Origin of the sequence: Pseudomonas cichorii, from assembly GCF_018343775.1 — a bacterium.
GTDB lineage: Bacteria > Pseudomonadota > Gammaproteobacteria > Pseudomonadales > Pseudomonadaceae > Aquipseudomonas > Aquipseudomonas cichorii.
Map to the genome: position 1 here is coordinate 3107006 of NZ_CP074349.1, position 20180 is coordinate 3127185.

The following is a 20180-nucleotide window of genomic DNA, read 5'->3' on the forward strand; positions in this document are numbered from 1 at the left end:
CCGTGCCGACTCTCAAACCATTGAATTAATTGACTTAAAAACAAAGTCCAGTGGTGAATGACCAACAAAATGTCCATGGGCTGTTGCTGTTGCAACAGCCGCGGACTGTGGGTTCATGACGGTTCTGCCGCCGCAAAGCGCAGCGGCTGCAAGGGCTGACTCAATGCTGCCGGGTCGCGGTAGCGCGCTGCCGGATGGTTGTTTGGCAAGCGCGCCTGCCCTGCTCCGAACAGCCGCTCGCGCAAGGTTTCGCCGGGGGTGTAGCGCTCACGAAAACGACCGCGCCGCCGCAGTTCAGGCACCACCAGGTCGATGAAATCCCGGGCAGTCTCGAACGACAGGTACTGGCGCAGGTTGATGCCGTCGATACCATCCACATCCAGCCAGCGCTCGATCTCGTCGGCGACGACTTGCGGAGTTCCAGCGACAAAGTAGCGATCCTCTTGCAGCCCGGAAAAACTGCCAAGCATTTCACCCACCGTGGTATCCGGGTCAAAACGGTTGAGCGAGCCCCAGCCGATATCGCCGCGCTTGATGATGCTGGACAGTCGCTCATGGGGTGGATACGCCTTCAGGTCTATGCCCATCTGGGCGTGGGCCATACCGCCGTCGGCGCTGATCAGGCGTCGATAGCTGTCGAGCTTGGCCGACACTTCTGCATCGGTGCGCCCGACGATCACCCCCGCCTGAACAATGAACTTGATGCCCGCCGGATCACGGCCCTGCTCCTCGGTGTTGCGGCGCATGGTGGTGATATTGCGCCGCACGTCTTCGTGGGTGATGCCGCCGGTAAACACCACTTCGGCATGTCGCCCCGCGAAAGCCGAACCTGCCGCAGAACCCGTGGCCTGGAACAGCACCGGCGTGCGCTGGCGCGACGGCTGGCACAGGTGCGGGCCGGCGACCTTGAAGTGTTCACCGACATGGTTGATATAACGCACCTTGGCCGGATCGGTGTAGATGCGCTGCTCACGGTCCTGAATCACCGCATCGTCGTCCCAAGAGCCTTCCCACAGCTTGTAGAGCACGTCGAGGTATTCGTCGGCGATCTCGTAGCGATGGTCGTGGGGCACTTCCTGATCCAGCCCGAAGTTACGGGCAGCGTTGGGCAGGTAGGACGTGACGATATTCCAGCCAACCCGGCCCTTAGTCAGGTGATCCAGGGTGCTCATGCGACGGGCAAAACTGAACGGCGGCTCGTAGGTGGTGGAAAAGGTCACGCCGAAACCCAGCTCACGGGTTACCGCTGCCATGGCCGGGACCAGCAGCATCGGATCGTTGCTGGGCACCTGCAAACCTTCGCGAAGGGCAGTTTCCGGGCCATTGCGAAAGCGATCGTAAACCCCCACCACGTCGGCCAGAAACACCCCGTCGAAAGTGCCGTATTCCAAGAGTTGAGCCAGTTCGGTCCAGTAGTCCAGATCGTTGAAGCGATGGCGGTTATTGTCCGGGTGAACCCACATGCCATGAGTGATATGGCTGACGCAGTTCATCTCGAACAGGTTGACGTGCAATTGTTTGGGCATAGCGCTCTCCTTGAATGGCGTTCAGACCGCGCTGGCTTCGTCGACAGCGCCCTGCCCATCAGCCTTGGCATGCAATGCTCGCCAGGCCGCTGTCGGGCTGACACCGTTGAGGTAGTAATTGCCCAGCGCCTGCTCGCGGTAGATCGCCGGGTTGTGGGAAGCCAGGGTGCGTGTGTTACGCCAGTGCCGGTCGAAATTGCGCCGGGTGCTGGTGGCCGAGGCCCCTCCGACTTCAAACAGCAACGTGCTGGCTTCCAGCACCTGGGCCAGAACAATCTGCTGGGCCTGATAGGTCTGTACTTCCGCTTCGGTATAAAGCTGCTCGACAACCACACCTGCCTGTTCGGCCTCGTACACGGCTTGCAGGCTGTGGCCGATGGCGGTGACCTGTGCCTGAGCTGCAAAGGCCAGGCTCGACAGGCGACCGATGACCCGCTGCACCAGCGGATCGTCGACCGGTCGGGACTGACCAGGAATGCCGAAGGCTCGTGTGCGGCCCTGCACGAAATCCACGGCATCGGCCAGCACGCCACGTGCGATACCGGCCAGGGTTGCCAAGTGCACGGTCTGATAAAAAGCCGTCAGGTAGGACTCGGCGCGCAGTTCGCCTTTCTTGAAGCGGCGCAGAATGTGCTCTGCTGGCACCTCAACGGCATTAAAGCGTGTGGTGCCGCTGCCGGTCAGGCGCTGGCCAAAACCGTCCCAGTCATCCAGCACCTCGACGCCCTGCGCCCTGGTCGGCACAGACAGGCTGACAACGTCATCACCCTCATTGGCGATGGCTGCCACCCAGTCGGCATAGAGCGTGCCGGTGCAGTAGTACTTTTGCCCGTCCAGGTGATAACCCGCGCTGGCATCTCCAGGCACTCGCGCTTGCAAGGCTACGGTGTTGCTGGAGCTGTCGTTGCGTTCAGCCATCGCAGCGCCCCACAACTCGCCTGCGGCCACCTTGGCGAACCAGTAGGCCTGGGAGCTGGTTTCACGGGATGACAGCCGTCCTTCGACAAAACCCAGGTGCGCCCGCAGGATTTGCGGCAGGTTGGAGTCGGCTTCCCCCAGACGCACCAGCCAGTGCAACAGTTGTGGCAGGCTTGCGCCCCACCCGCCATATCGGCGCGGAACCCGCAACGCGCCGAACCCGGCCTCACGTAGCCAGCCAACCGGCTCATGGGCCAGCTGGCGTTGCTGCTCGCGCTCTACGGCGCCCGCGGCAATCCGCGCAATGATCGGCGCGAAGCGCGCTTCCAGTTCAGCATCGGTAATAGGCAGTTCAGACTCATGACTCATGGCAGTTCCTTGCATTCATGGATAACGGCGTTCAGAACCGGAACGCCACCCCGGTCGTCACCGAGAAAGCGTCACCCGGATAGAAATTCGCCGAGTCCTGGCCATTGGCGTTGTAGGCCGTATTGGCGGCAGTGGCGTAACGCTCGTCAGTGAGGTTGCGCAGGTCGGCGAAGACCTCCCACTTCTTGCTCGGTGCCTGATAGCCGACCTTGGCTCCCCAGAGCACGTAGGACGGTGCCTGCCAGCTATTGGCGTAGTCGACGTAGTAACTCGACGCGGCACGCAGGTTGAGCGAGGCGTAAAAGCCGCTTTGCTGGCGATAGGCAAGTTCGGCCTGATAGACATGACGTGGCAGGCTGGGCAGCTCGTTGTCGCCAAAGGTGTCGTCGTGGCGGTAGTGGAAATCGTTGAGGGTGTAGGCCTGACGCAGGTCAAGGGTGTCGCCGTTGGCACCCGACCAGAGCAGCGCGCTCAAGCCGGCCTCAATGCCCTGGTGAATGGTCGGGCTGGCATTAGACGTGGCGGTGAGCTGATCCTGAGTCGCAGTGGCTTGCTGCACCACGACGGTCAACAGCTCTTTCTGAACCCAGGAACGGTAAAGAGTCAGGCTGCCATCGAAAATACCCTTGCTGCCGCGAATGCCCACCTCGAAAGTGGTCGCCTTCTGCGGCCTGGCATCGAACAGATAAGGGTTGCCGGTGCTGCCCAGTTGCCAGGTCACCGGCGGATCGATGCTGCGGCTGACATTGCCGAACACCTGGAAATCCGGCGTCAGTTGATAGCGCAGGCCGATACGTGGCGCGATGTCGTTCTCGGTGTATTCGACACTGTCGGGAAATTCACTGGTGTTGATGCGGGTGCTGTACTCGATCTCGGCCTTGCGTTTGATCGTGATGAACGACACCCCCGAAGACAGCCATAGCCGGTCAGTCAGTTGCAACTCATTGCCAAAACTCAGCACCGTGTCCCGGGAGCCGGTGTAGTTGGTTTCCTGCAATTGGGTGCCGGTGCTGGCGCTGTGGGATTTGACGTCGGCCAGATAGGCCCGCGTGTTACTGAAGATGATGCTGCTGTCGCTGGGTAAGCCGAAAAAGCTGTCGCCGGTACGGAAATAGCGCAGGGTCAGGTTTATATCCTTGGAACGCCAGTCCTGTGGCTCAACGGCGTAGCGCCAGCCGTTGAGCAATGGGTAATTGTTGTAGGCCGCCCCCACTTCAAGCTTGCCACCATCGTCGAAAGTGTAAGTGGTCTTGTTGGCCAGAAACGTGGTGCCGTCCTTGCGGCGTCCGGTGGGTACAAGGTTGCTGCGCGGGTCGTGTTTGAGCTGCTGGCGAGTCAGGGTATTGCCGTTGATGAGGTCCTCTTCCCGGTACTTGAGGAAAAAGCGCGTCTCCAGTTTCGGGCTGAACACATGCCCGAAGTTGGCCGCCAGACCACGGGCCTCGTTGGAGGCATGGTCCTGATAACCGTCACGCTCGTTGTGCTGGATATTGATGTAGTAATCGCTGTCACCGACCACGCCGCCAGTGCTCAACTGCTGCTTGCGATAACCGTAGCTGCCGACCTCGAAACGGGCGTAATTACCCGGATCGGTACGCCCGGTCTTGCTGACGAAATTGATCGCACCGCCCAGCGACAGGGCTGCATATTCCGAAGCATTGGCGCCATACAGCACTTCAGTGTGATCCACGGCCTGCATGTCCAGGAAGTCTTCCTGGGTTCCACCGGGGCCAGTGATCGGCAGACCGTCGAAGAGGAACTTGGTCCCCAGCACATAACCTTGATAGAAGGTATTCAGGCCGGAGCCACGGATGGAAATCTTGTTGGCACCGCTGCCACTGGTGGCCTGGGCGAACACTCCCGGTTGCAGGGCAAGCACATCCTCGGCACTGCCTGCCTTGCCCTGCTCGACCTGACGGTTATCGACCACTGCGGTATTGCCGGCCACCTTCTGCAAGCGCTTGCGGTCCTTCTGCGCCTCGCTTGCGGCAGTGCCGGTAACCGTCACTTTGCCCAGCGTCGTACTACCCGATTCATCGGCCGCCTGGGCAAACGGGCCGAGCAAGGCCAGCAGAATCGGCACGCTGGCGGCGCTGCTCAGATGGGGTAAATAACGTCCGCTTTTTCGTTTTATCGCCTGCACGGCAAGTACTCCTTAATTGACAGGCCGATATTCAAATGGCCACTACTTGACCGACTTTGAACAGCGCCAACCGTTATGAAAGTTCACAGTGCAGATGTCGTGCCAGCAATTTAATAGTGGTTTTTCTCTATACAGACACCTTTTAACAAGTTGAACAACCGTACAAACTGACTGATTGATGTTGCGCTGCAAACAGTTGATCGGCTCTGAAGCATGAAAAACCTGCGAAGGCTCTGAATCAAAAGGCGTAGCGGGGTTTTCGCTGTAAACAGATGCAATTCATACACGCTAACAATCCGTAATATGCATATAACCACTACTGTTTACCCTGCAACAGCCCACCGACAAACTTTACGATTTTTAATCACTTCTTTATCAACACCTACGTCCAAACACCAACTTTACGGGCATCTAACATCTGGCACAGAACCTGCTCAAGGCCCAAGACTGGCCTGACTATGCCCATAGAACGCCGATACCTTTTAACGACGAACTTGGGAGACATAAATTGCACGCTATACAACAGGACCGATTGCGTCTGGCCATCCGCCACGCCTCTTTCACAATGGGGCTGGGATGCGCCTTGATGATTCCAACCATGACTTGTGCCGCAGACTCAACGCTGAGCACCGTCACCGTCCAGGGAAGCCGCCAGTCTGAAGCCGAAAACGCCAGGAGCCAGCTAGCCGAAGTACCCGGCGGCACCAGCGTGGTCGACAGCGAAGAAGTAGCAAGAGGCCGCACCGCCAACCTGCAGGACACCCTTGGCTATCAGCCCGGCGTGTTTGTGCAATCCACTGGCGGTAACGACGCGGCGAAAATCTCCATCCGGGGCTCCGGTGCCAACACCTCGCCCGGTTACTTTCGTGAAGGCATCAAGTTCTTGTTCGACGGCCTGCCGATCACAGGGCCAGGAGGCACACCCTATGAATTCCTCAATGCCTCGGGCGTGAATTACACCGAGATATTGCGCGGTGCCAACGCCTTTCAGTACGGCGCATTGACCCTGGGTGGCGCGGTGAACTTCGTCAACCACAGCGGCTATACCGCACCGGGCCTGCGCTTGCGCGCAGAGGTCGGCAGCTACGGTTACCAGAAGCAGACGCTAAGTGTCGGCGGTGTGGAAGGCCCGCTGGACTACTACCTGAACGTCGACAATTACCGCAATGAAGGCTATCGCGACTACAGCCTGTCCAAGAGCTCCGGCGTGGTTGCCAACCTGGGTTATCGTTTCAGCCCGAAACTGGAAACCCGCCTGATGCTGCGCTACCGCGACGAGTTCCACGACGACCCCAGCGCCACCACCCTGGATGCAATCAAGCACAACCCCAGACACGCCAGTGCCACGGCCGAATCCAGTGGCGCTGGCAGCCGCAGGCCCGGCAGCCTGTGGCTGGGCAGCAAAACCCTCTACACCTTCGACGACGATGCACGCCTGACCCTGGGCTTCGCCTATCACGACTATGCCCACAACAATAATCCGAACAGCCCGAGCAACCCCAGTTACTGGGACTGGCATGACCTGAACCTGCTTGCAAGCTACGAGCGCATCGATAGCTGGTTTGGCCATGAAAGCCGCAGCTCCATTGCCTTTACCTCCACCCAACATCTGCGTGGAGAGGTCAATTCGACGACGGCATCGAAGGTTCCGCTCAAGCAGGTCAACTACAAGGACTCCTCCGACCGGGTCATCTCCCTGGGCAATGACCTCAACCTGATCGATCGCCTGTGGCTCACCAGCGGCGTGTCATTCATCAATGTGCGGCGCAAGGTCAATATCGATCAGGCGGTCAATCCCAACACCACGACTTTCGCCACTCACGAGGACTACGACAACTGGAGCATCGCCCCGCGCATCGGCCTGCGTTATGAACTCAACCCGCAACTGCAGGTATTCGCCAACTTCAGCCGCTCCATCGATCCACCGGCTTCGTGGGAGTACTCAGGCTCCGGCCCGACCACGCCTTATATCCGCACGTTGGTAGAACAGAAAGCCAATACCTTCGAGGTGGGCATCAAGGGCTCGTCCGGGATCTTCGACGGCAGCCTGGCGCTGTATCGCTCATGGATTCATGATGAGCTGCTGAACGTCCAGTTCATCGCCGCAACCTCGACCTCCGCAGCAGTGACCGGGGCCTTCAATGCCTCACCGACCATTCACCAGGGCGTGGAAGCGGGCCTCAATACCCGGCTCTGGGAAAACCCTCAGGGTGACCAGTTACGCTGGCGTCAGGTGTACACCTGGAACGACTTCCACTACCGCAACGACGAAGCGTTCGGCGACAACTCGTTGCCCGGCATCCCGAGCCATGTTTACCAGGGCGAGTTGCAGTACCGGCATCACGGCGGCGTTTACACCGGTGTGAACGTACAATCAGCCTCGCGCACCGCAGTGGATTACGCCAATACCTTCTATGCGCCCTCATACACCATTTGGGGAGCAAACATCGGCTACGAAGCACCCAAGGGCGACTGGAAAGTTTCACTGGATCTCAAGAATCTGGCGAACAAGGCCTATGTCTCGGCAGTGACGCCGCAGTACAACGTGGCCGGGGCCGATACGGCGTCGCTGTATCCGGGGGATGGAATCGGGGCTTATGTGGGGTTTGAAGTGAGGTATTAAGACTGATGCCACCTGTAGGACCGGATTTATCCGGGAAGCGGCCTGTAAATCCACTGCATCTCCTGGATCAGGAAGAATGTCTTCCCGGATGAATCCGGTCCTACACCGGCTGCGTGAAGACGCAGCCCGTACAACCCGCCCGGTTCTATCCTTAGCGCCACAAAGTCTAATTTTCCAGACCGATCTGCCATTACAGTCGATACCGGTCATAGACGCATTTTAAGGACGATCATGAACGCCAGGATTTTTGCTTTAGGCTTTTCCACCCTTCTCGCTTCATCCTTCAGCCAGGCGGCTGCACCCGATACCTCGATCAGCGATACGCAGTACAAGAGCGTGCTGGAAGGTTCATGGCGAGCCAAACAGAACAGTGTGCGCGACAGCCATCGTCACCCGCAGGAAACCTTGAAGTTCTTCGGTTTGCAGAGCAACCAGATCGTGATCGAAATCACGCCCGGTGGCGGTTGGTACAGCGAGATTCTTGCGCCCTTGCTCAAGGAACACGGGCATTACATTGCAGCCCTGCAAGCGCCCTCCTCGGGTGACTATTACAAGAAAGCTGCCGACAGTCTGAAGCAGAAATTCAAGGCCGATCCAGAGCGCTACGGCAAAGCGGAATTCATCGAGTTCGATCCAAAGACACCCGTCTTCGGCAAACCCGCCTCGGCCGACCGGGTCCTGACGTTCCGCAACGTGCATAACTGGGTACTTGCCGATGATGCACCGCAAACATTCGCGGCCTTCTTCAAGGTCCTGAAACCGGGCGGAGTGCTGGGTGTGGTCGACCACCGCGCCAAAGACGGCACCGACCTGGAAAGCATCAAGAAAAGCGGCTACCTGCCCACCGATTACGTCGTAAAACTCGCTACCGATGCGGGTTTCACGCTGGAAGCGCAAAGCGAGGTCAACGCCAACCCGAAAGACACCAAGGATTACCCTGCGGGCGTCTGGACACTGCCGCCAGCGCTGAAACTGGGTGAGCAGGACAAGGCCAGGTATGTGGCGATTGGCGAGTCGGACAGGTTTACGTTGAGGTTTGTGAAGCCGGAAAAATAGCGTCGCAGGCAAGCCCCCTCACACAAGGTGGGCTGCCCCCTCAATGCGCCCACCGTCGATGCAGCCCCCGCGCCGCCGCATCCAGCATGAACCCCAGCACGCCAATAATCAGCACCATGGCCATCAGCTCCGAATACGCCAGTCGATCACGGGTATCGAGGATGAAGTAGCCCAACCCGGCGCTGACACCGAGCATTTCACAAGGCACCAGCACGACCCACAGGATGCCGATGGACAATCGGGTGCCGGTCAGTACGTGCCCCAGAATGCCTGGAATGATGATCCTGCGCAGGGTTTCCCATCGCGTGGCGCTGAGGCTTCGGCTCAGTTGCAGCCAGCGTGGATCAAGCTGGCGTACACCTGCCACGGTATTGAGCAGGATCGGCCAGACGGCGGCAAAGGTCAGCAGGAAGTAGATCGGCTGGTCGCCAACGCCCATCAGCATCACCACCACCGGCATCCACGACAGCGGCGAAATCATGCGCAGCAGTTGAAAGGCCGGATTGGTTGCCGCTTCCAGCGTCCGGGAGCCGCCAATCAGCAAGCCCAGCGGGACACCGATCAGCAGCGCCAGCAGCAGCCCGACGAAAATACGCTTGAGGCTCACCCCTATGTGTTCGTACAGCTCAGCCCGCCCGAGCAATTCCCACAGGCTGGCAAAGGTCGACTCCGGCGAAAATCGCTCTGACAGACCACCCGTTTCACCAAAGACGCTGACGCCCAGCCACCAGAGTGCAAGCAGGCATAACAGACCGGACAGGCCTAAAAGCGCATGCCCGGTGGTTGAACGTTTCACCTCGCTCAAAAGCCGAACTCCTCGGTACGCTCGAAGTTATTCGCCAGCCCGAAGGTTTTCAGGCCGCCACTGGCCTCGATGCTGTTGCGCACAAAGCGGTCGTCCACCAGGTCCCGTGCTGCAAACTTTGGATCGAGATTAGCGAGAAAACCCTTGTCGCCTTCGATCAGGGTGTCCTTGAGGCGACGCACCAGTTCTTCCGTATAGCTAGGGAACGGATAAGGCTGGAAGTCGATGCGATGTTCGTCCCACTGCGTATGCTGGATGGCACCGCTGGCCAGATAACCCTGTCGCTCGCTGGCCTGTGGCGCAAGCACCCGGTCCAGCACCGATTGCGCATGCGGCGTGTAGCGGTTGGCGCCGTCCTTGGAGAGCAGCTTCGCCGCTTCGGCTCGGTTATCCCGGGTCCAGGCCTGAGCCTGAACGATGGCGTTGACCACTTTTTGCGACCACTCCGGGCGGTTGTTCAAATCATGCTCGTGCATGAACACCACGCAGCAGGCGTGATTGCGCCAAAGGTCGCCGGTAAAGCGCTGGATGCGCCCGACCTTGAGGTCTTCGGCCAGGGCATTGAACGGTTCGGCGACGATGTAACCGGCAATCCGCTTGCTCGCCAGGGCTGGCGGCATATCGGAAGGCGGTAGCACGATCAGGTTCACTTCGTTGGCGGCCAGTGTGGCAGTGGCCGCCTTGCTCACCGGCACCAGGCCGTTGTCGCGCAGCAGGTTCTGCAACACCACGTTATGCACCGAGTACCAGAACGGAATGGCCACCGTCTGCCCGCCCAGTTGTCGAACCTCGTTGATCTGCGGCGCAACGGTCAGGCCCGAACCACCCACATGGTTCCAGGCAACCACCTTGGCCGGGACTTTGCTGCCATAACGTGCCCAGACGGTCATTGGCGATAACAGGTGAATGACGTTGACCTGACCGGAAATGAAGGCCTCGATCACCTGCGCCCAACTGCGCAGCAGCACGGGACGTTCGGCCTTGACGCCTTGGGCCTCGAACAGGCCATTGTTGTGAGCCACCAGCAACGGCGTGGCGTCGGTAATAGGCAAGTAACCAATGCGAACGGGGGCATCCGGCTCAGCAGCCGCCCTCGCTTCCAGGCTGTTGAGCAACGGCAAGGCACCGGCTGCGGTCAGCATGGCGCTGAGTTTCAGAAAGTCACGACGTGTGTGAGTGAAATCGTCCAGGCACATGGCCATTCTCCGGCAAATCCAGCGATTGAGGGTGACGTTGCGGATTGCGGCTCGCCCGCCGAAGGGTTTTGAGAATATCGATACGCAGAGCGCCCAGTTCATCTACCAGTTCGGCACGAGGCTGAGGCAACTGGATACGCCACTCGCCGAGAACCCGCGCCGGGGTGTTGCCCAGTAGCAGGATGCGGTCGGAAAGCAGCAGCGCTTCATCTATGTCATGGGTAATCAGCAACGCTGCGGTGCCATGCCGGGCGATCACCCTGAGCAACAGTTGTTGCATGTCGGTACGGGTGACTTCATCCAGCGCACCGAAGGGCTCATCCAGCAGTAAAACTTGTGGCTGGCGTGCCAGGCAGCGTGCCAATGCTGTACGTTGCGCCATGCCACCGGAAAGCTGCGCCGGGTAATAGCTGCGAGCGTGCTCCAGGCCGACTTCGCCAATGGCCTGATCGATACGCCCCTGACGCTCGCTGTCTGTCAGTTGCGGCTGACGGGCAAAGTCCAGACCGAAGGCGACGTTCTTTTCAAGGTTCAGCCACGGCAACAGGCTGGGGTCCTGAAAAGCCACCGCCACTCGTGGATGAGGACCTTGCAGCGGTTCGCCAAGCAGGCTCACCGTGCCTTCGCGAGGGACCTGCAAACCGGCCAGTACGCGCAACAGGCTCGACTTGCCGACCCCGCTCGGCCCAAGAATGGACACGATCTCGCCCTTGGCCAGTTGCAGGTCAAAGTTCTCCAGCACGTTTTGCCAGCCATTGTCCCGTTCGTACCCCAGGACGATGGCTGAAGCCTGCAACAGGAGTCGGCTCATGCGGCGTTTTCCCCGGCGTGTCGGCGCAGCTCGGCACGTAGCTGTACCAGGCTTGGCGTGACAATCGGCAAAAAGGCCGACTCGCGCCAGCGCCGTGCAAAAGCGCTGCCGTATTCACACAGGAAAGCCTTGCCGCCGCTGGCCTGAAGCTCCAGTTGCACGGCATTGGCGGCAGACTCGGCCAAGGCAATGCGCAAGCGAAACAAGGCAGCGGGCTGGGTCAGGAAACGGCCGTCGAGCAAGCCGCGCTTGAGATCACTCACCGCGCTCTCCAAATGGAGCCGGTATTCGTCCAGCTCGCCACGCAATACCGAACGTGAACCCTGCAAATGACTGTCGACTTCCTTGAGGGCACGTCGTGCCAGACCAATCGACATCCCGCATTGCAACCCCAGAAACGCCGGCCGCACTGCTGGCAGAAACTGCCTGGCATCGCCATGCAGCAGCCAGTCGTTGCTCAACTGGACATCCTTGAAATCCAGGGCCGCCGTGTTGGTCGACTGTAACCCCATCAATTGCAGATCGTCCGTGCGTTGCAAACCGCTGACCGATTGCGGAATCGCCAGGATAAACGGCTTGCCGCCCTGTTCATGCTCAATGGCAGCAGCCACCACAAACCCGCTTTTGCGCAGGTTGGTGACCCAATGCAGGCGGCCGTTCAATTGCCAGTTGCCAGCCTGTTCACGGGCACTGACCTGCAACGTCTCGATGCCCGACAGAAACTTCATGGCATTGGAAAGGCCGGTGGCTCCCGCCAGACCACCACTGAGCAAATCCGGCAACAGACGCTGACGCAATGCCGCATTGGGGCTGTGCAGCAAATACTCGATAAAAGCCCGCTGGCCCCACAACACGAAAGCCGCGGCCAAGGAATGACCGGCGACTTCTGCAACCGCTTCCACCGCATCGCTCAGGTCACCGCCTCTGCCCCCTTGAGCCGCATCAATCCCCACACCCAGCACATCTCCGGCCACCAGTTGCGCCAGCACCTGTTCCGGGTCCAGGCTGCCAAGGTCAAGCGCAGTGGCATGTGTGTCCAGCCATCGGCCTGATTCGGAGTCGAGCATGATGTTTCTCCCGTGCCGCGTATTAATGTTCAGGACCTTGCCACTGGTACTGGGCCAGTTCAGGGTTGAGCGGTGTTCTGGCAAAGACATTGGCAAAATTGCACAAGGTCGCCAGGCTGACACCCAGAATCACTTCCAGCGCATGACCCTGGCTATAACCGGCGGCCAGGAACGCTTCATAAGTGCTGTCGCTGACATTGCCGCGAGTCGCAATGACGGCGCGGGTAAAGTCAGCCAGTGTTTCGAGCTTTTCCTCAGGCAACTCGCCACGTTCACGCAGGGCATCGACGACTTCCCTTGGCAGCTTCGCCTTGTTGAGCGCCACTGCGGTATGGCCTGCCACACAAAAACTGCATTCATGTGTCGTGGCAGCAATCAGTTGTACGACTTCCCTTTCGGCCAGACTTAGCTCAGCCTTGGCGTTGAGCCCCGAAACGGTGAGGTAGGTTTCCAGCGCCGCAGGTGCATTGGCCAGCACGCCAAGCAGGTTAGGAATGAATCCGGAAGTCGCCTGGGCCTTTTCCAGAAAGGGCCTGGCCGCTTCGGGAGCGCTTTGCACGGAGTGAACAGTGACACGAGACATGGAGTGGACTCCTTGATACAAGATGGGTCCCAGTCTGTTGGTTATAAGAATTTCAATCCATATTCTAAAGTCGCAATTACTTGCTCCTGAGTGTTTCCCTTAGATGATTTCATCAAGTCCTGTTATCGATTGGTTATTAGAAAGCCTTGAGCTGGATGCCAACCTCTTCCACGTGGGTCGCTACTGCGGCGGCTGGCATGCCAGTACCCATGGCATGGCGCGGGCCAGTTTCCATCTAGTGGTTCAGGGCAATTGCTGGCTGCATATCGAAGGGCATGAACAGCCAAAACGGCTCGACACAGGCGATGCGGTGTTTCTGCTGCGCGACCTGGACTATCGGCTGTCGAACGAGGCACAACCCGAAGACGCCCGCCGCCAGCCGCGTATAGAGATGCAGGCCCTCAACAGCAGTGCAGCCGATGGCGTCGGGCTGGTCTGCGGTTTTTTCCATTTCCAGTCAGGCCTGTCGTCACTGCTGATCGAAGCCCTGCCCGACTGGCTGATACTGCGCGCTGACGAACCGTCCTCCGATGCCGCTCGCAGCCTGTTCCAGCTGATCCTGCAGGAATGCCAGCGGCTACCGGCACCCTCCTCGTCAATCCTCGAACGCCTCAGCCACCTGCTGTTTCTGTATGTGCTCCGTCAGCACGTTGCCGACAACCCGGCACTGGGCGGCATGGTTGCACTGGCCAGAAACCCGGCGTTTGCAGGCCTGCTGGCAAAAATGATCGAACACCCGGAGCAATCCTGGGGCCTGGAAAGCATGGCCGCCTGCACCGGCCTTTCACGCTCGGCCTTTTTCAAACGCTTCAACGAACTGGCCGGCCAGTCACCGGGCCAGGTCCTGCTCGCCCTGCGCATGCGCCACGCTTGTCAGCTCCTCAAGGCGAACAAGACGGTTGAGCAAGTGGCGACTGCCGTGGGGTATCAATCGACTGCGGCGTTTACCCGGGCATTCAATAAAGCGATCGGGGTACAGCCGGGGGCTTATCGCAGGCAGCATGAGGGGGGTTGAGGGGGATGTCGTGTAATGCCGATCAGTTAAGCTCATAAATCACTTTGTGAGAGGCCGCTTGCTGGCGACTTCAGTGTACAGGCGCAGAATATCTGCCGGTTTCACAGGCCTTTTTCGCCAGCAAGCTGCCTTCCAAACGTTTTGCTTGTACCTTAACTGATCGGCATTACGCCTATAACGCCTGCTTACCCCCGTATATCTTTTGACGAATAAAACACCACACTCCCGTAAAGACTCCGTATAGATAATTGCTATCCCCCGTCCTTGCATTACCCTCCAGGCTTCACATTCTGCGGGGAGATCAATAATGGAAAACTCGGACCTGGGCTTCATGATCATCATAATGATCGGGCTCTTTGGATTTGCTTCGTTCCTTTTTGAATTTCTTGGCGCACGTTACTCCAAAAAGAACAAACCACGCTAAATCAAAAGCGAAACGTCCTGATACGTGACAGGCGCACCGTTGATAAGGATGCGCCTGTGTCCATTTCTATATCGCCAGACATTCAAAACAGCACTAATGCGGCCCTGACTTTATCTTTGCCAAATACGCTCATCCGCTCGAACTCCTGATGCGTCAAGGGAACGTGTTGGCAGTCCAGGCGCTGACGGTATCGACCATGGTCCAGATCGGGATCATGCAGGTACACGAAGTCTTCATCACAGCCCGTTATGACCACCCAATGCGGGGCCTTGGAGCGTGTCAGCCGGTAGCTGCTGATCAGGACGATGGGGACGCCGCCCTCGGTGAAAATCCGTGGCAGGTCCAGGCGGCCAGACCGGGATTGTTGTACCCCGCTGGCTTGCAGCTCCCGGCAAAATGCGTCATGCACCAGGCGCATGACCGACTTCTTGTCCTCGCGACGTACGCCATCCAGAAACAGCGGCCCTGTGCGACTCACTTGCAGCCGTACATCGAACCCGCGTCGCCAGGCAGCCAGTGCGAGGCCATGGGGGCTGCAACCGCCGTGACCGGAGGTCATGAAAATAGTCGTGGCTTCGCGCCACAGTTGAATTTCCTCGTCCCGGGAAAAGGTTCGATCCGGATTGAGGGCCTTCATGGCCATGAGCAATGACGCCGCGCCACAGGTAAATTCGGTTGTCTGGGAGTAATACGGAACCGCCATGACGCTGCCTGCAACCGGCAAAACGATACGCTTCTCATAACGTAGCGCACGGGCATGGTCCTGATAATAATCGTCCACTTCGGCAAAGAGCCGGTAACCCGCACGCTCGTAGAGACGGATAGCTGCCGGGTTGTCGGGGCGGACCTCAAGACGCAGGTGCGCGCACTCGTGCTCAATGGCCAGTTGCTCTGACTGCTGAAGCAGTGCCAGTCCAAGACCCGCTCCCCTGGCCCGGCTGTCAATCGCCAGTGAATACAGCCTTGCCAACGAGGTGCCGCGATGAAAGAGCACCAGTGCATACCCCATCAGGCCCTGATCGTCTTCGGCGACCAATAACCGGGCGTGGGCACGCTGAATCATCCACAGAAAGTTGCGTCGGGACAGTCGATCCTGCTCGAAACATTGATTCTCCAGAAGTTCAAGAGCCGGAATATCTTCGGCGACAGCAAAGCGGTAGTTAACATTCATGGTTTTACCGTAAATAAAGCGTAACGACAAAGGACAGACCTGCTCAAAACATGTTTTATAGAAAACACTTACACGGCAAAGGCCCCCTTTATCATGGTTTCGGTGTATTCAAACGTAATGGAAATATTACCAAAGGTCGAGTTCAATCTACCTTCAACGAAAGAAACCCCGACCGCACTGTTTGCCCCTAGCAAGTTACTGGTTATTGTCGAGCGCCGTGACGACTGGCTCGATTATTTACCCAGCGAAAGTATAGTAACCGCCCAGGAATACCTTGAAGACAAACGCTATAAAAACCCCGGCGGGCAAGTTCAAGTCATCAACCTGTGCCGCAACTATAAATACCTTGGGCACGGTTACTACTGCTCGTTATTGGCAGAAGCACGGGGCCATAAAGTCATCCCCTCGGTCAAGACCATCAGCGAACTGACAAAGCGCTCGCTCTACGGCCTGGCACTTGAAGACCTGGACCGCGTACTGGATAACGCCATCGCCGATCACCCCTATGGCGAAACCGAAGGGTTTACGCTGAGTTTTCATTTCGGCAAAACCGACCTGATAGCGTTGCAAGGTCTGGCACAACAGCTGTTCGACACCTTTCCCGCACCCATCCTGCAAGTGGAGTTCATCAAGAACCAGCGTTGGCATATCGCCGGAATCAAGGTAGGAGCCCTGCACAAGCTGCGGGAGGAACAGCAACACGATTTTGCCCATGCGCTGGACACCTTCAATCGGCGCATCTGGCGTCAGCCTGTTTCACAACGCCAATCCCGTTATGACCTGGCCATTCTCCATGACCCGGCAGAGGCCCTGGCACCTTCCAATCCTCTGGCCCTTCAGCGTTTCGTCGATGCAGGTCAGCGCCTTGGCATTGATGTGGAGCTGATCGAAAAGAAAGACTATGCGCGGCTGGCCGAATACGACGCACTGTTCATCCGTGAAACCACCAGCGTGGCCAACCACACGTATCGTTTCGCCAAGAAAGCCGAGAGCGAAGGCCTGGTGGTCATGGACGACTCGGCTTCGATCCTGCGCTGCACCAACAAGGTTTTCCTCACCGACCTGCTCAACAAACACAATCTGGGCATGCCCGCGACCGAGATCCTTTATCGTGATCGACTACACGATCTGGAACAGGTGGGCGAACGCCTGGGGTTTCCTGTGGTACTGAAAATCCCGGACGGCTGTTTCTCCCGTGGCGTGATCAAGGTAGAAAACCAGGCCGAACTCGCCAAAGCGGCAGCCGAACTCTTCGAGCATTCGGTATTGCTGCTGGCTCAGGAATACCTCTACACCGAGTTCGACTGGCGTATCGGCGTGCTCAACCGTCAGCCTCTCTATGCCTGCCTGTACTTCATGTCCAAAGGGCACTGGCAAATCTATAACCACAAGGCTCAAGGCAGCGAAGTCAATGGCCTGTGCGAAACAGTCCCCATCGAAGACGTACCCCCGGATGTGGTCAAGCTGGCCGTGGACGCCGCCAGTCTGATCGGCGACGGACTCTATGGCGTCGACCTCAAGCAAACCGACAAGCGTCTGGTGGTCATCGAGGTAAACGATAACCCCAACCTGGATGCCGGGATCGAGGATGCCTGCATTCAGGACCAGCTATACGACCGGATACTGGAGGAGTTCGTCCGTCGTCTAGAGCTCAAGCATCAGGCCCATGGTTAATCAACCTTTGCAGTAGAGACGCCAGAATGATTGAAAGCTATAGCCTCGATGCCGGGGCGCTACACGCAACAACGGCCGAGGATGCGCCGCTATTGTTATGCACGGACCCTACAGCGCAGGAGCGGGATTTTCTGCATCGCACCTTCAAGGTCGACGCCCATATGCTGGATTCGGCGCTGGACCCTGACGAGGTGTCCAGAATCGAATTCCATGATGGTCAGCTCTTTCTGATCTGGAAGCGGCCGGAAAGCTATTCGGGCACAGCGGCCATGACGTTCGAGGTGTCGTCCTTCGGTTTGATGCTCTCACCCGAGAGCCTGGTGGTGATTTCTGCGGGGAATTCACTGCTCAGTGCAGGGGGCACCCATCGCCCCTTGAAAAACCCGCTCGATATCCTGATCGATTTGCTGTTCAACAGCGTGCACCACTATCTGGGACACTTGCGGGTGATCAAGCTGATCGCCCGAGAACTGCACAAGAAGTTCGACACGTCTCTGAACAATCAGCACCTGCTGCACATGTTCAATCTCAGTGAAAGCCTGATCTATTACATCAACGCGATTCAGAGCAATGGCGCGGTCCTTGAACGCTTGCACAATCACGCCGAGAAACAGGGGTTTCCCGCTCATTTCATCGCGTTGCTGGACGACCTGATAATCGAGAACGATCAGTGTTACAAACAGGCCAGAATCTATTCCACCGTGTTCGCCACGCTCATGGACGCCCGAGGCAACATGGCAAACAACAACATGAACTCGATACTGCGCAACCTGACCGTGGTCAATGTGGTATTCCTGCCGCTGAACCTGATCGCCGGTATCGGAGGCATGTCTGAGTTCAGCATGATCACGGCGGGTTTCCCGTGGTGGATATCATTCCCGGCACTGATTGTGGGCATGCTGCTTCTGAGCCTGTTGATGGTGGTAGTGCTCAGAAAATCGTTCTTTCGCAGCGGCACCTGACGACAGCCACAGGTTGTACCCGGTAGAAAAAAGCCCCGCCATCAGGCGGGGCCAAAGAGTCGCAAGCCTCAGGCCTGCTTGTCGCGAATACCGCAGTGAACATCGGAAGCGATCTGGCCGTCGGACAGCTTGATGATGCGGTCAGCCAGCTGGAAGTACTGATCGTCGTGGGTGATGATCAGGATCGTCTTGCCACGGCGTTTCAGGTCAGGCAGCAGTTCCTCGTAGAAGAATCGCTTGAAGGGTGGGTCCTGATCCGCAGCCCATTCATCGAGGACGTAGACCGGTCGGTCTTCCAGGTAAGCACAGACCAGCGCCAGGCGCTTCTGCTGGCCATAGGAAAGTGCCTTCAGCGTCGAATAACCGTGCCCTTCGATCTTGATCTTGTCCGCCAGCCCCAGAGTTGTCAGGTATTTTTGCGCCAGCGCAGTACTCGCTTCCTTCTCGTCAGGACCGATCAGGCGGTTGAACAGGTGGAAGTCAGAGAACACCGCCGAGAACATGTCTCGATAATCGCTCCGATTCTTGTCGGTAACGTCTACACCGTCGCGCTGTACCTGGCCCTGGCGCGGGATGTAGAGGCCGCACAGCACTTTGGCCAGGGTGCTTTTGCCACACCCGTTGCCGCCGACGATATAGATGAGCTCTCCGGCATGAATATCCAGGTCAACAGGCCCCAGGGCAAAGCCCGAACCTGCATCGGCATTCTGGTAATCCATCTTTATGCCCTTGAGCGAGATGGTATTCCAGGCTTTCTGCGGGAAGTGCAGCAATTTGGGCACGTCCGCTTCCACAACCTGTGGGTGCTTGTCATTGATACTAAAGCCGAAGTCCGCCAGCCGGCTGCTTGCCACACGCCCTTGGGCCAGAATCGGCATGGCGGTCACCAGCAGAGAAAGCGGCCCCATGATATAGAGCACGGCCAGAATGCTGGCTGTGAGCACGGAGGGGTCCAGGGCTGCCACTTTCGGCGCGGCGAACAGCAAACAGCCCAGCAGTATCGACAGGGTGAGTTGCCCCACGTTGTCACCGGCCGTGAACCAGACCCGCTCGATAAAATTGAAACGCGCCACTCGGGTCGAGGAAGCGTCGATGGCCGAGCGACTGAACCAGTTACGGCGGATGCGGTTGAGCTTCAGTTCCTTGAGACCGAATACCAGCGCATGGGTGTATTCGTTGAACGAGGTGAATTCGTCACGCACCCGGCTCGACACCTTCACGCCACTGCTGAAGAAATACAGATAAAGCACCACGCCCATGAACATCAGTGACAACGTCACCGCAAACACCACCCAGGACAGGTAGGCCAGGTAAGCGATACCAAACAGAAACACCGTGGTTTCCACCAGCACCGTAGGCATCACGACCAGGGTGGTATTGAGCTGGGGAATGTCATTGGTGAGCATGGTCAGCACATTGGCCGGGCCGCGTTTGTCCACTTCTTCAAGAGGCGTGCGCAGAATCTTGCGGCACAGCGCGATGCGCAGCCGGGTCATGATGTGCATGCTTGCATAAGCCGGAAAGAACGCCGCAGCATTGCGAAAGATGAACGCGACGGCGCTCAGGCCGATAAACCAGTACAACACATGGGTCCGCGAGCCTTCCATGTGGATGGCCTGGTTGATCACGTTGACCACTGCAATCGAAGCGACCCCGCTGATGACACCGGTCACCAGGGTAAAGAGGGTCAGCCAGGGATGGCTGCGCCATAACAGGCGCATGATCGAACCCGGACTGGGCTTTTTCTCTTGCTCGTTGCTCATTGCTCAATATCCTTGGATGGACGGGCCAGATGGCAGTACCGATTACCAATCGCTGACGCATGGGCGCCAGCACG

General features: G+C 58.2%; 15 protein-coding genes. 5 read left to right on the forward strand and 10 right to left on the reverse strand.

From position 1 onward, the window contains the following. Positions 1 to 113: 113 nt before the first annotated feature. Genes KGD89_RS13060 through KGD89_RS13070 form a run of 3 tightly spaced genes read right to left on the reverse strand, consistent with a single transcriptional unit; the run spans position 114 to position 4956 of the window. Positions 114 to 1526 carry an LLM class flavin-dependent oxidoreductase gene (locus KGD89_RS13060; protein ID WP_025260227.1) on the reverse strand — a complete coding sequence of 471 codons (1413 nt, stop codon included), beginning with the start codon at positions 1524 to 1526 and terminating at the stop codon, positions 114 to 116. A 21-nt stretch (positions 1527 to 1547) separates the two neighbouring features. Then, positions 1548 to 2813, reverse strand: a complete 1266-nt coding sequence (locus KGD89_RS13065; RefSeq protein ID WP_025260228.1) for an acyl-CoA dehydrogenase family protein — start codon at positions 2811 to 2813, stop codon at positions 1548 to 1550. Between the two features lie 31 nt (positions 2814 to 2844). Then, a complete protein-coding gene (locus KGD89_RS13070) occupies positions 2845 to 4956 on the reverse strand; it encodes a TonB-dependent receptor family protein (protein WP_025260229.1) in 2112 nt (703 codons plus the stop codon). Positions 4957 to 5464: 508 nt separating this feature from the next. Here KGD89_RS13070 and KGD89_RS13075 point away from each other — a divergent pair. Beyond that, positions 5465 to 7579, forward strand: a complete 2115-nt coding sequence (locus KGD89_RS13075) for a TonB-dependent receptor family protein (RefSeq protein ID WP_025260230.1) — start codon at positions 5465 to 5467, stop codon at positions 7577 to 7579. 231 nt (positions 7580 to 7810) lie between these two features. Further along, positions 7811 to 8635 (forward strand): class I SAM-dependent methyltransferase, encoded by an 825-nt coding sequence (locus tag KGD89_RS13080; RefSeq protein ID WP_025260231.1) that lies wholly within the window; start codon positions 7811 to 7813, stop codon positions 8633 to 8635. A gap of 40 nt (positions 8636 to 8675) precedes the next feature. Here the strand turns inward: KGD89_RS13080 and KGD89_RS13085 are convergent, their stop codons facing one another. Genes KGD89_RS13085 through KGD89_RS13105 form a run of 5 tightly spaced genes read right to left on the reverse strand, consistent with a single transcriptional unit; the run spans position 8676 to position 13097 of the window. Beyond that, positions 8676 to 9431, reverse strand: coding sequence for an ABC transporter permease (locus tag KGD89_RS13085; RefSeq protein WP_038400412.1), 756 nt, complete (start codon positions 9429 to 9431; stop codon positions 8676 to 8678). A 5-nt stretch (positions 9432 to 9436) separates the two neighbouring features. Further along, positions 9437 to 10636, reverse strand: coding sequence for an ABC transporter substrate-binding protein (locus KGD89_RS13090; protein WP_025260233.1), 1200 nt, complete (start codon positions 10634 to 10636; stop codon positions 9437 to 9439). Next, positions 10602 to 11447, reverse strand: coding sequence for an ABC transporter ATP-binding protein (locus tag KGD89_RS13095; protein WP_025260234.1), 846 nt, complete (start codon positions 11445 to 11447; stop codon positions 10602 to 10604). Before KGD89_RS13095 ends, KGD89_RS13090 begins: the two co-directional genes overlap by 35 nt. Further along, complete coding sequence (locus KGD89_RS13100) at positions 11444 to 12514, reverse strand: acyl-CoA dehydrogenase family protein (protein WP_025260235.1); 1071 nt, start codon at positions 12512 to 12514, stop codon at positions 11444 to 11446. Before KGD89_RS13100 ends, KGD89_RS13095 begins: the two co-directional genes overlap by 4 nt. Before the next feature lie 22 nt (positions 12515 to 12536). Next, positions 12537 to 13097 (reverse strand): carboxymuconolactone decarboxylase family protein, encoded by a 561-nt coding sequence (locus KGD89_RS13105; protein ID WP_025260236.1) that lies wholly within the window; start codon positions 13095 to 13097, stop codon positions 12537 to 12539. Between the two features lie 103 nt (positions 13098 to 13200). On the opposite strand from KGD89_RS13105, the gene KGD89_RS13110 reads away from it, so the two are divergent. Beyond that, entirely contained in the window at positions 13201 to 14112 is a 912-nt protein-coding gene (locus KGD89_RS13110) for an AraC family transcriptional regulator (RefSeq protein ID WP_025260237.1), read from the forward strand. 506 nt (positions 14113 to 14618) lie between these two features. Here KGD89_RS13110 and KGD89_RS13115 read toward each other — a convergent pair. Further along, entirely contained in the window at positions 14619 to 15707 is a 1089-nt protein-coding gene (locus tag KGD89_RS13115) for a GNAT family N-acetyltransferase/peptidase C39 family protein (RefSeq protein WP_025260239.1), read from the reverse strand. Between the two features lie 117 nt (positions 15708 to 15824). Between KGD89_RS13115 and KGD89_RS13120 the strand changes: the two genes are divergently transcribed. Together KGD89_RS13120 and KGD89_RS13125 are read left to right on the forward strand one after the other, a co-directional pair. Continuing rightward, positions 15825 to 17381: a RimK family protein gene (locus tag KGD89_RS13120; protein WP_236249409.1), complete on the forward strand. Its 1557-nt coding sequence runs from the start codon at positions 15825 to 15827 to the stop codon at positions 17379 to 17381. A 26-nt stretch (positions 17382 to 17407) separates the two neighbouring features. Then, entirely contained in the window at positions 17408 to 18343 is a 936-nt protein-coding gene (locus tag KGD89_RS13125; protein WP_025260241.1) for a magnesium transporter CorA family protein, read from the forward strand. Between the two features lie 68 nt (positions 18344 to 18411). Here KGD89_RS13125 and KGD89_RS13130 read toward each other — a convergent pair whose 3' ends face one another. After that, positions 18412 to 20106 (reverse strand): cyclic peptide export ABC transporter, encoded by a 1695-nt coding sequence (locus tag KGD89_RS13130; RefSeq protein ID WP_025260242.1) that lies wholly within the window; start codon positions 20104 to 20106, stop codon positions 18412 to 18414. Between the last annotated feature and the right edge of the window lie 74 nt (positions 20107 to 20180).

Bases quoted from the DNA above. Each gene is read 5' to 3' on its own strand.
- KGD89_RS13090 (WP_025260233.1), bottom strand. From the start codon at position 10,636: ATGTGCCTGGACGATTTCACTCACACACGTCGTGACTTTCTGAAACTC.
- KGD89_RS13065 (WP_025260228.1), bottom strand. From the start codon at position 2,813: ATGAGTCATGAGTCTGAACTGCCTATTACCGATGCTGAACTGGAAGCG.
- KGD89_RS13095 (WP_025260234.1), bottom strand. From the start codon at position 11,447: ATGAGCCGACTCCTGTTGCAGGCTTCAGCCATCGTCCTGGGGTACGAA.
- KGD89_RS13130 (WP_025260242.1), bottom strand. From the start codon at position 20,106: ATGAGCAACGAGCAAGAGAAAAAGCCCAGTCCGGGTTCGATCATGCGC.
- KGD89_RS13125 (WP_025260241.1), top strand. From the start codon at position 17,408: ATGATTGAAAGCTATAGCCTCGATGCCGGGGCGCTACACGCAACAACG.
- KGD89_RS13100 (WP_025260235.1), bottom strand. From the start codon at position 12,514: ATGCTCGACTCCGAATCAGGCCGATGGCTGGACACACATGCCACTGCG.
- KGD89_RS13080 (WP_025260231.1), top strand. From the start codon at position 7,811: ATGAACGCCAGGATTTTTGCTTTAGGCTTTTCCACCCTTCTCGCTTCA.
- KGD89_RS13115 (WP_025260239.1), bottom strand. From the start codon at position 15,707: ATGAATGTTAACTACCGCTTTGCTGTCGCCGAAGATATTCCGGCTCTT.
- KGD89_RS13110 (WP_025260237.1), top strand. From the start codon at position 13,201: ATGATTTCATCAAGTCCTGTTATCGATTGGTTATTAGAAAGCCTTGAG.
- KGD89_RS13060 (WP_025260227.1), bottom strand. From the start codon at position 1,526: ATGCCCAAACAATTGCACGTCAACCTGTTCGAGATGAACTGCGTCAGC.
- KGD89_RS13120 (WP_236249409.1), top strand. From the start codon at position 15,825: ATGGAAATATTACCAAAGGTCGAGTTCAATCTACCTTCAACGAAAGAA.
- KGD89_RS13105 (WP_025260236.1), bottom strand. From the start codon at position 13,097: ATGTCTCGTGTCACTGTTCACTCCGTGCAAAGCGCTCCCGAAGCGGCC.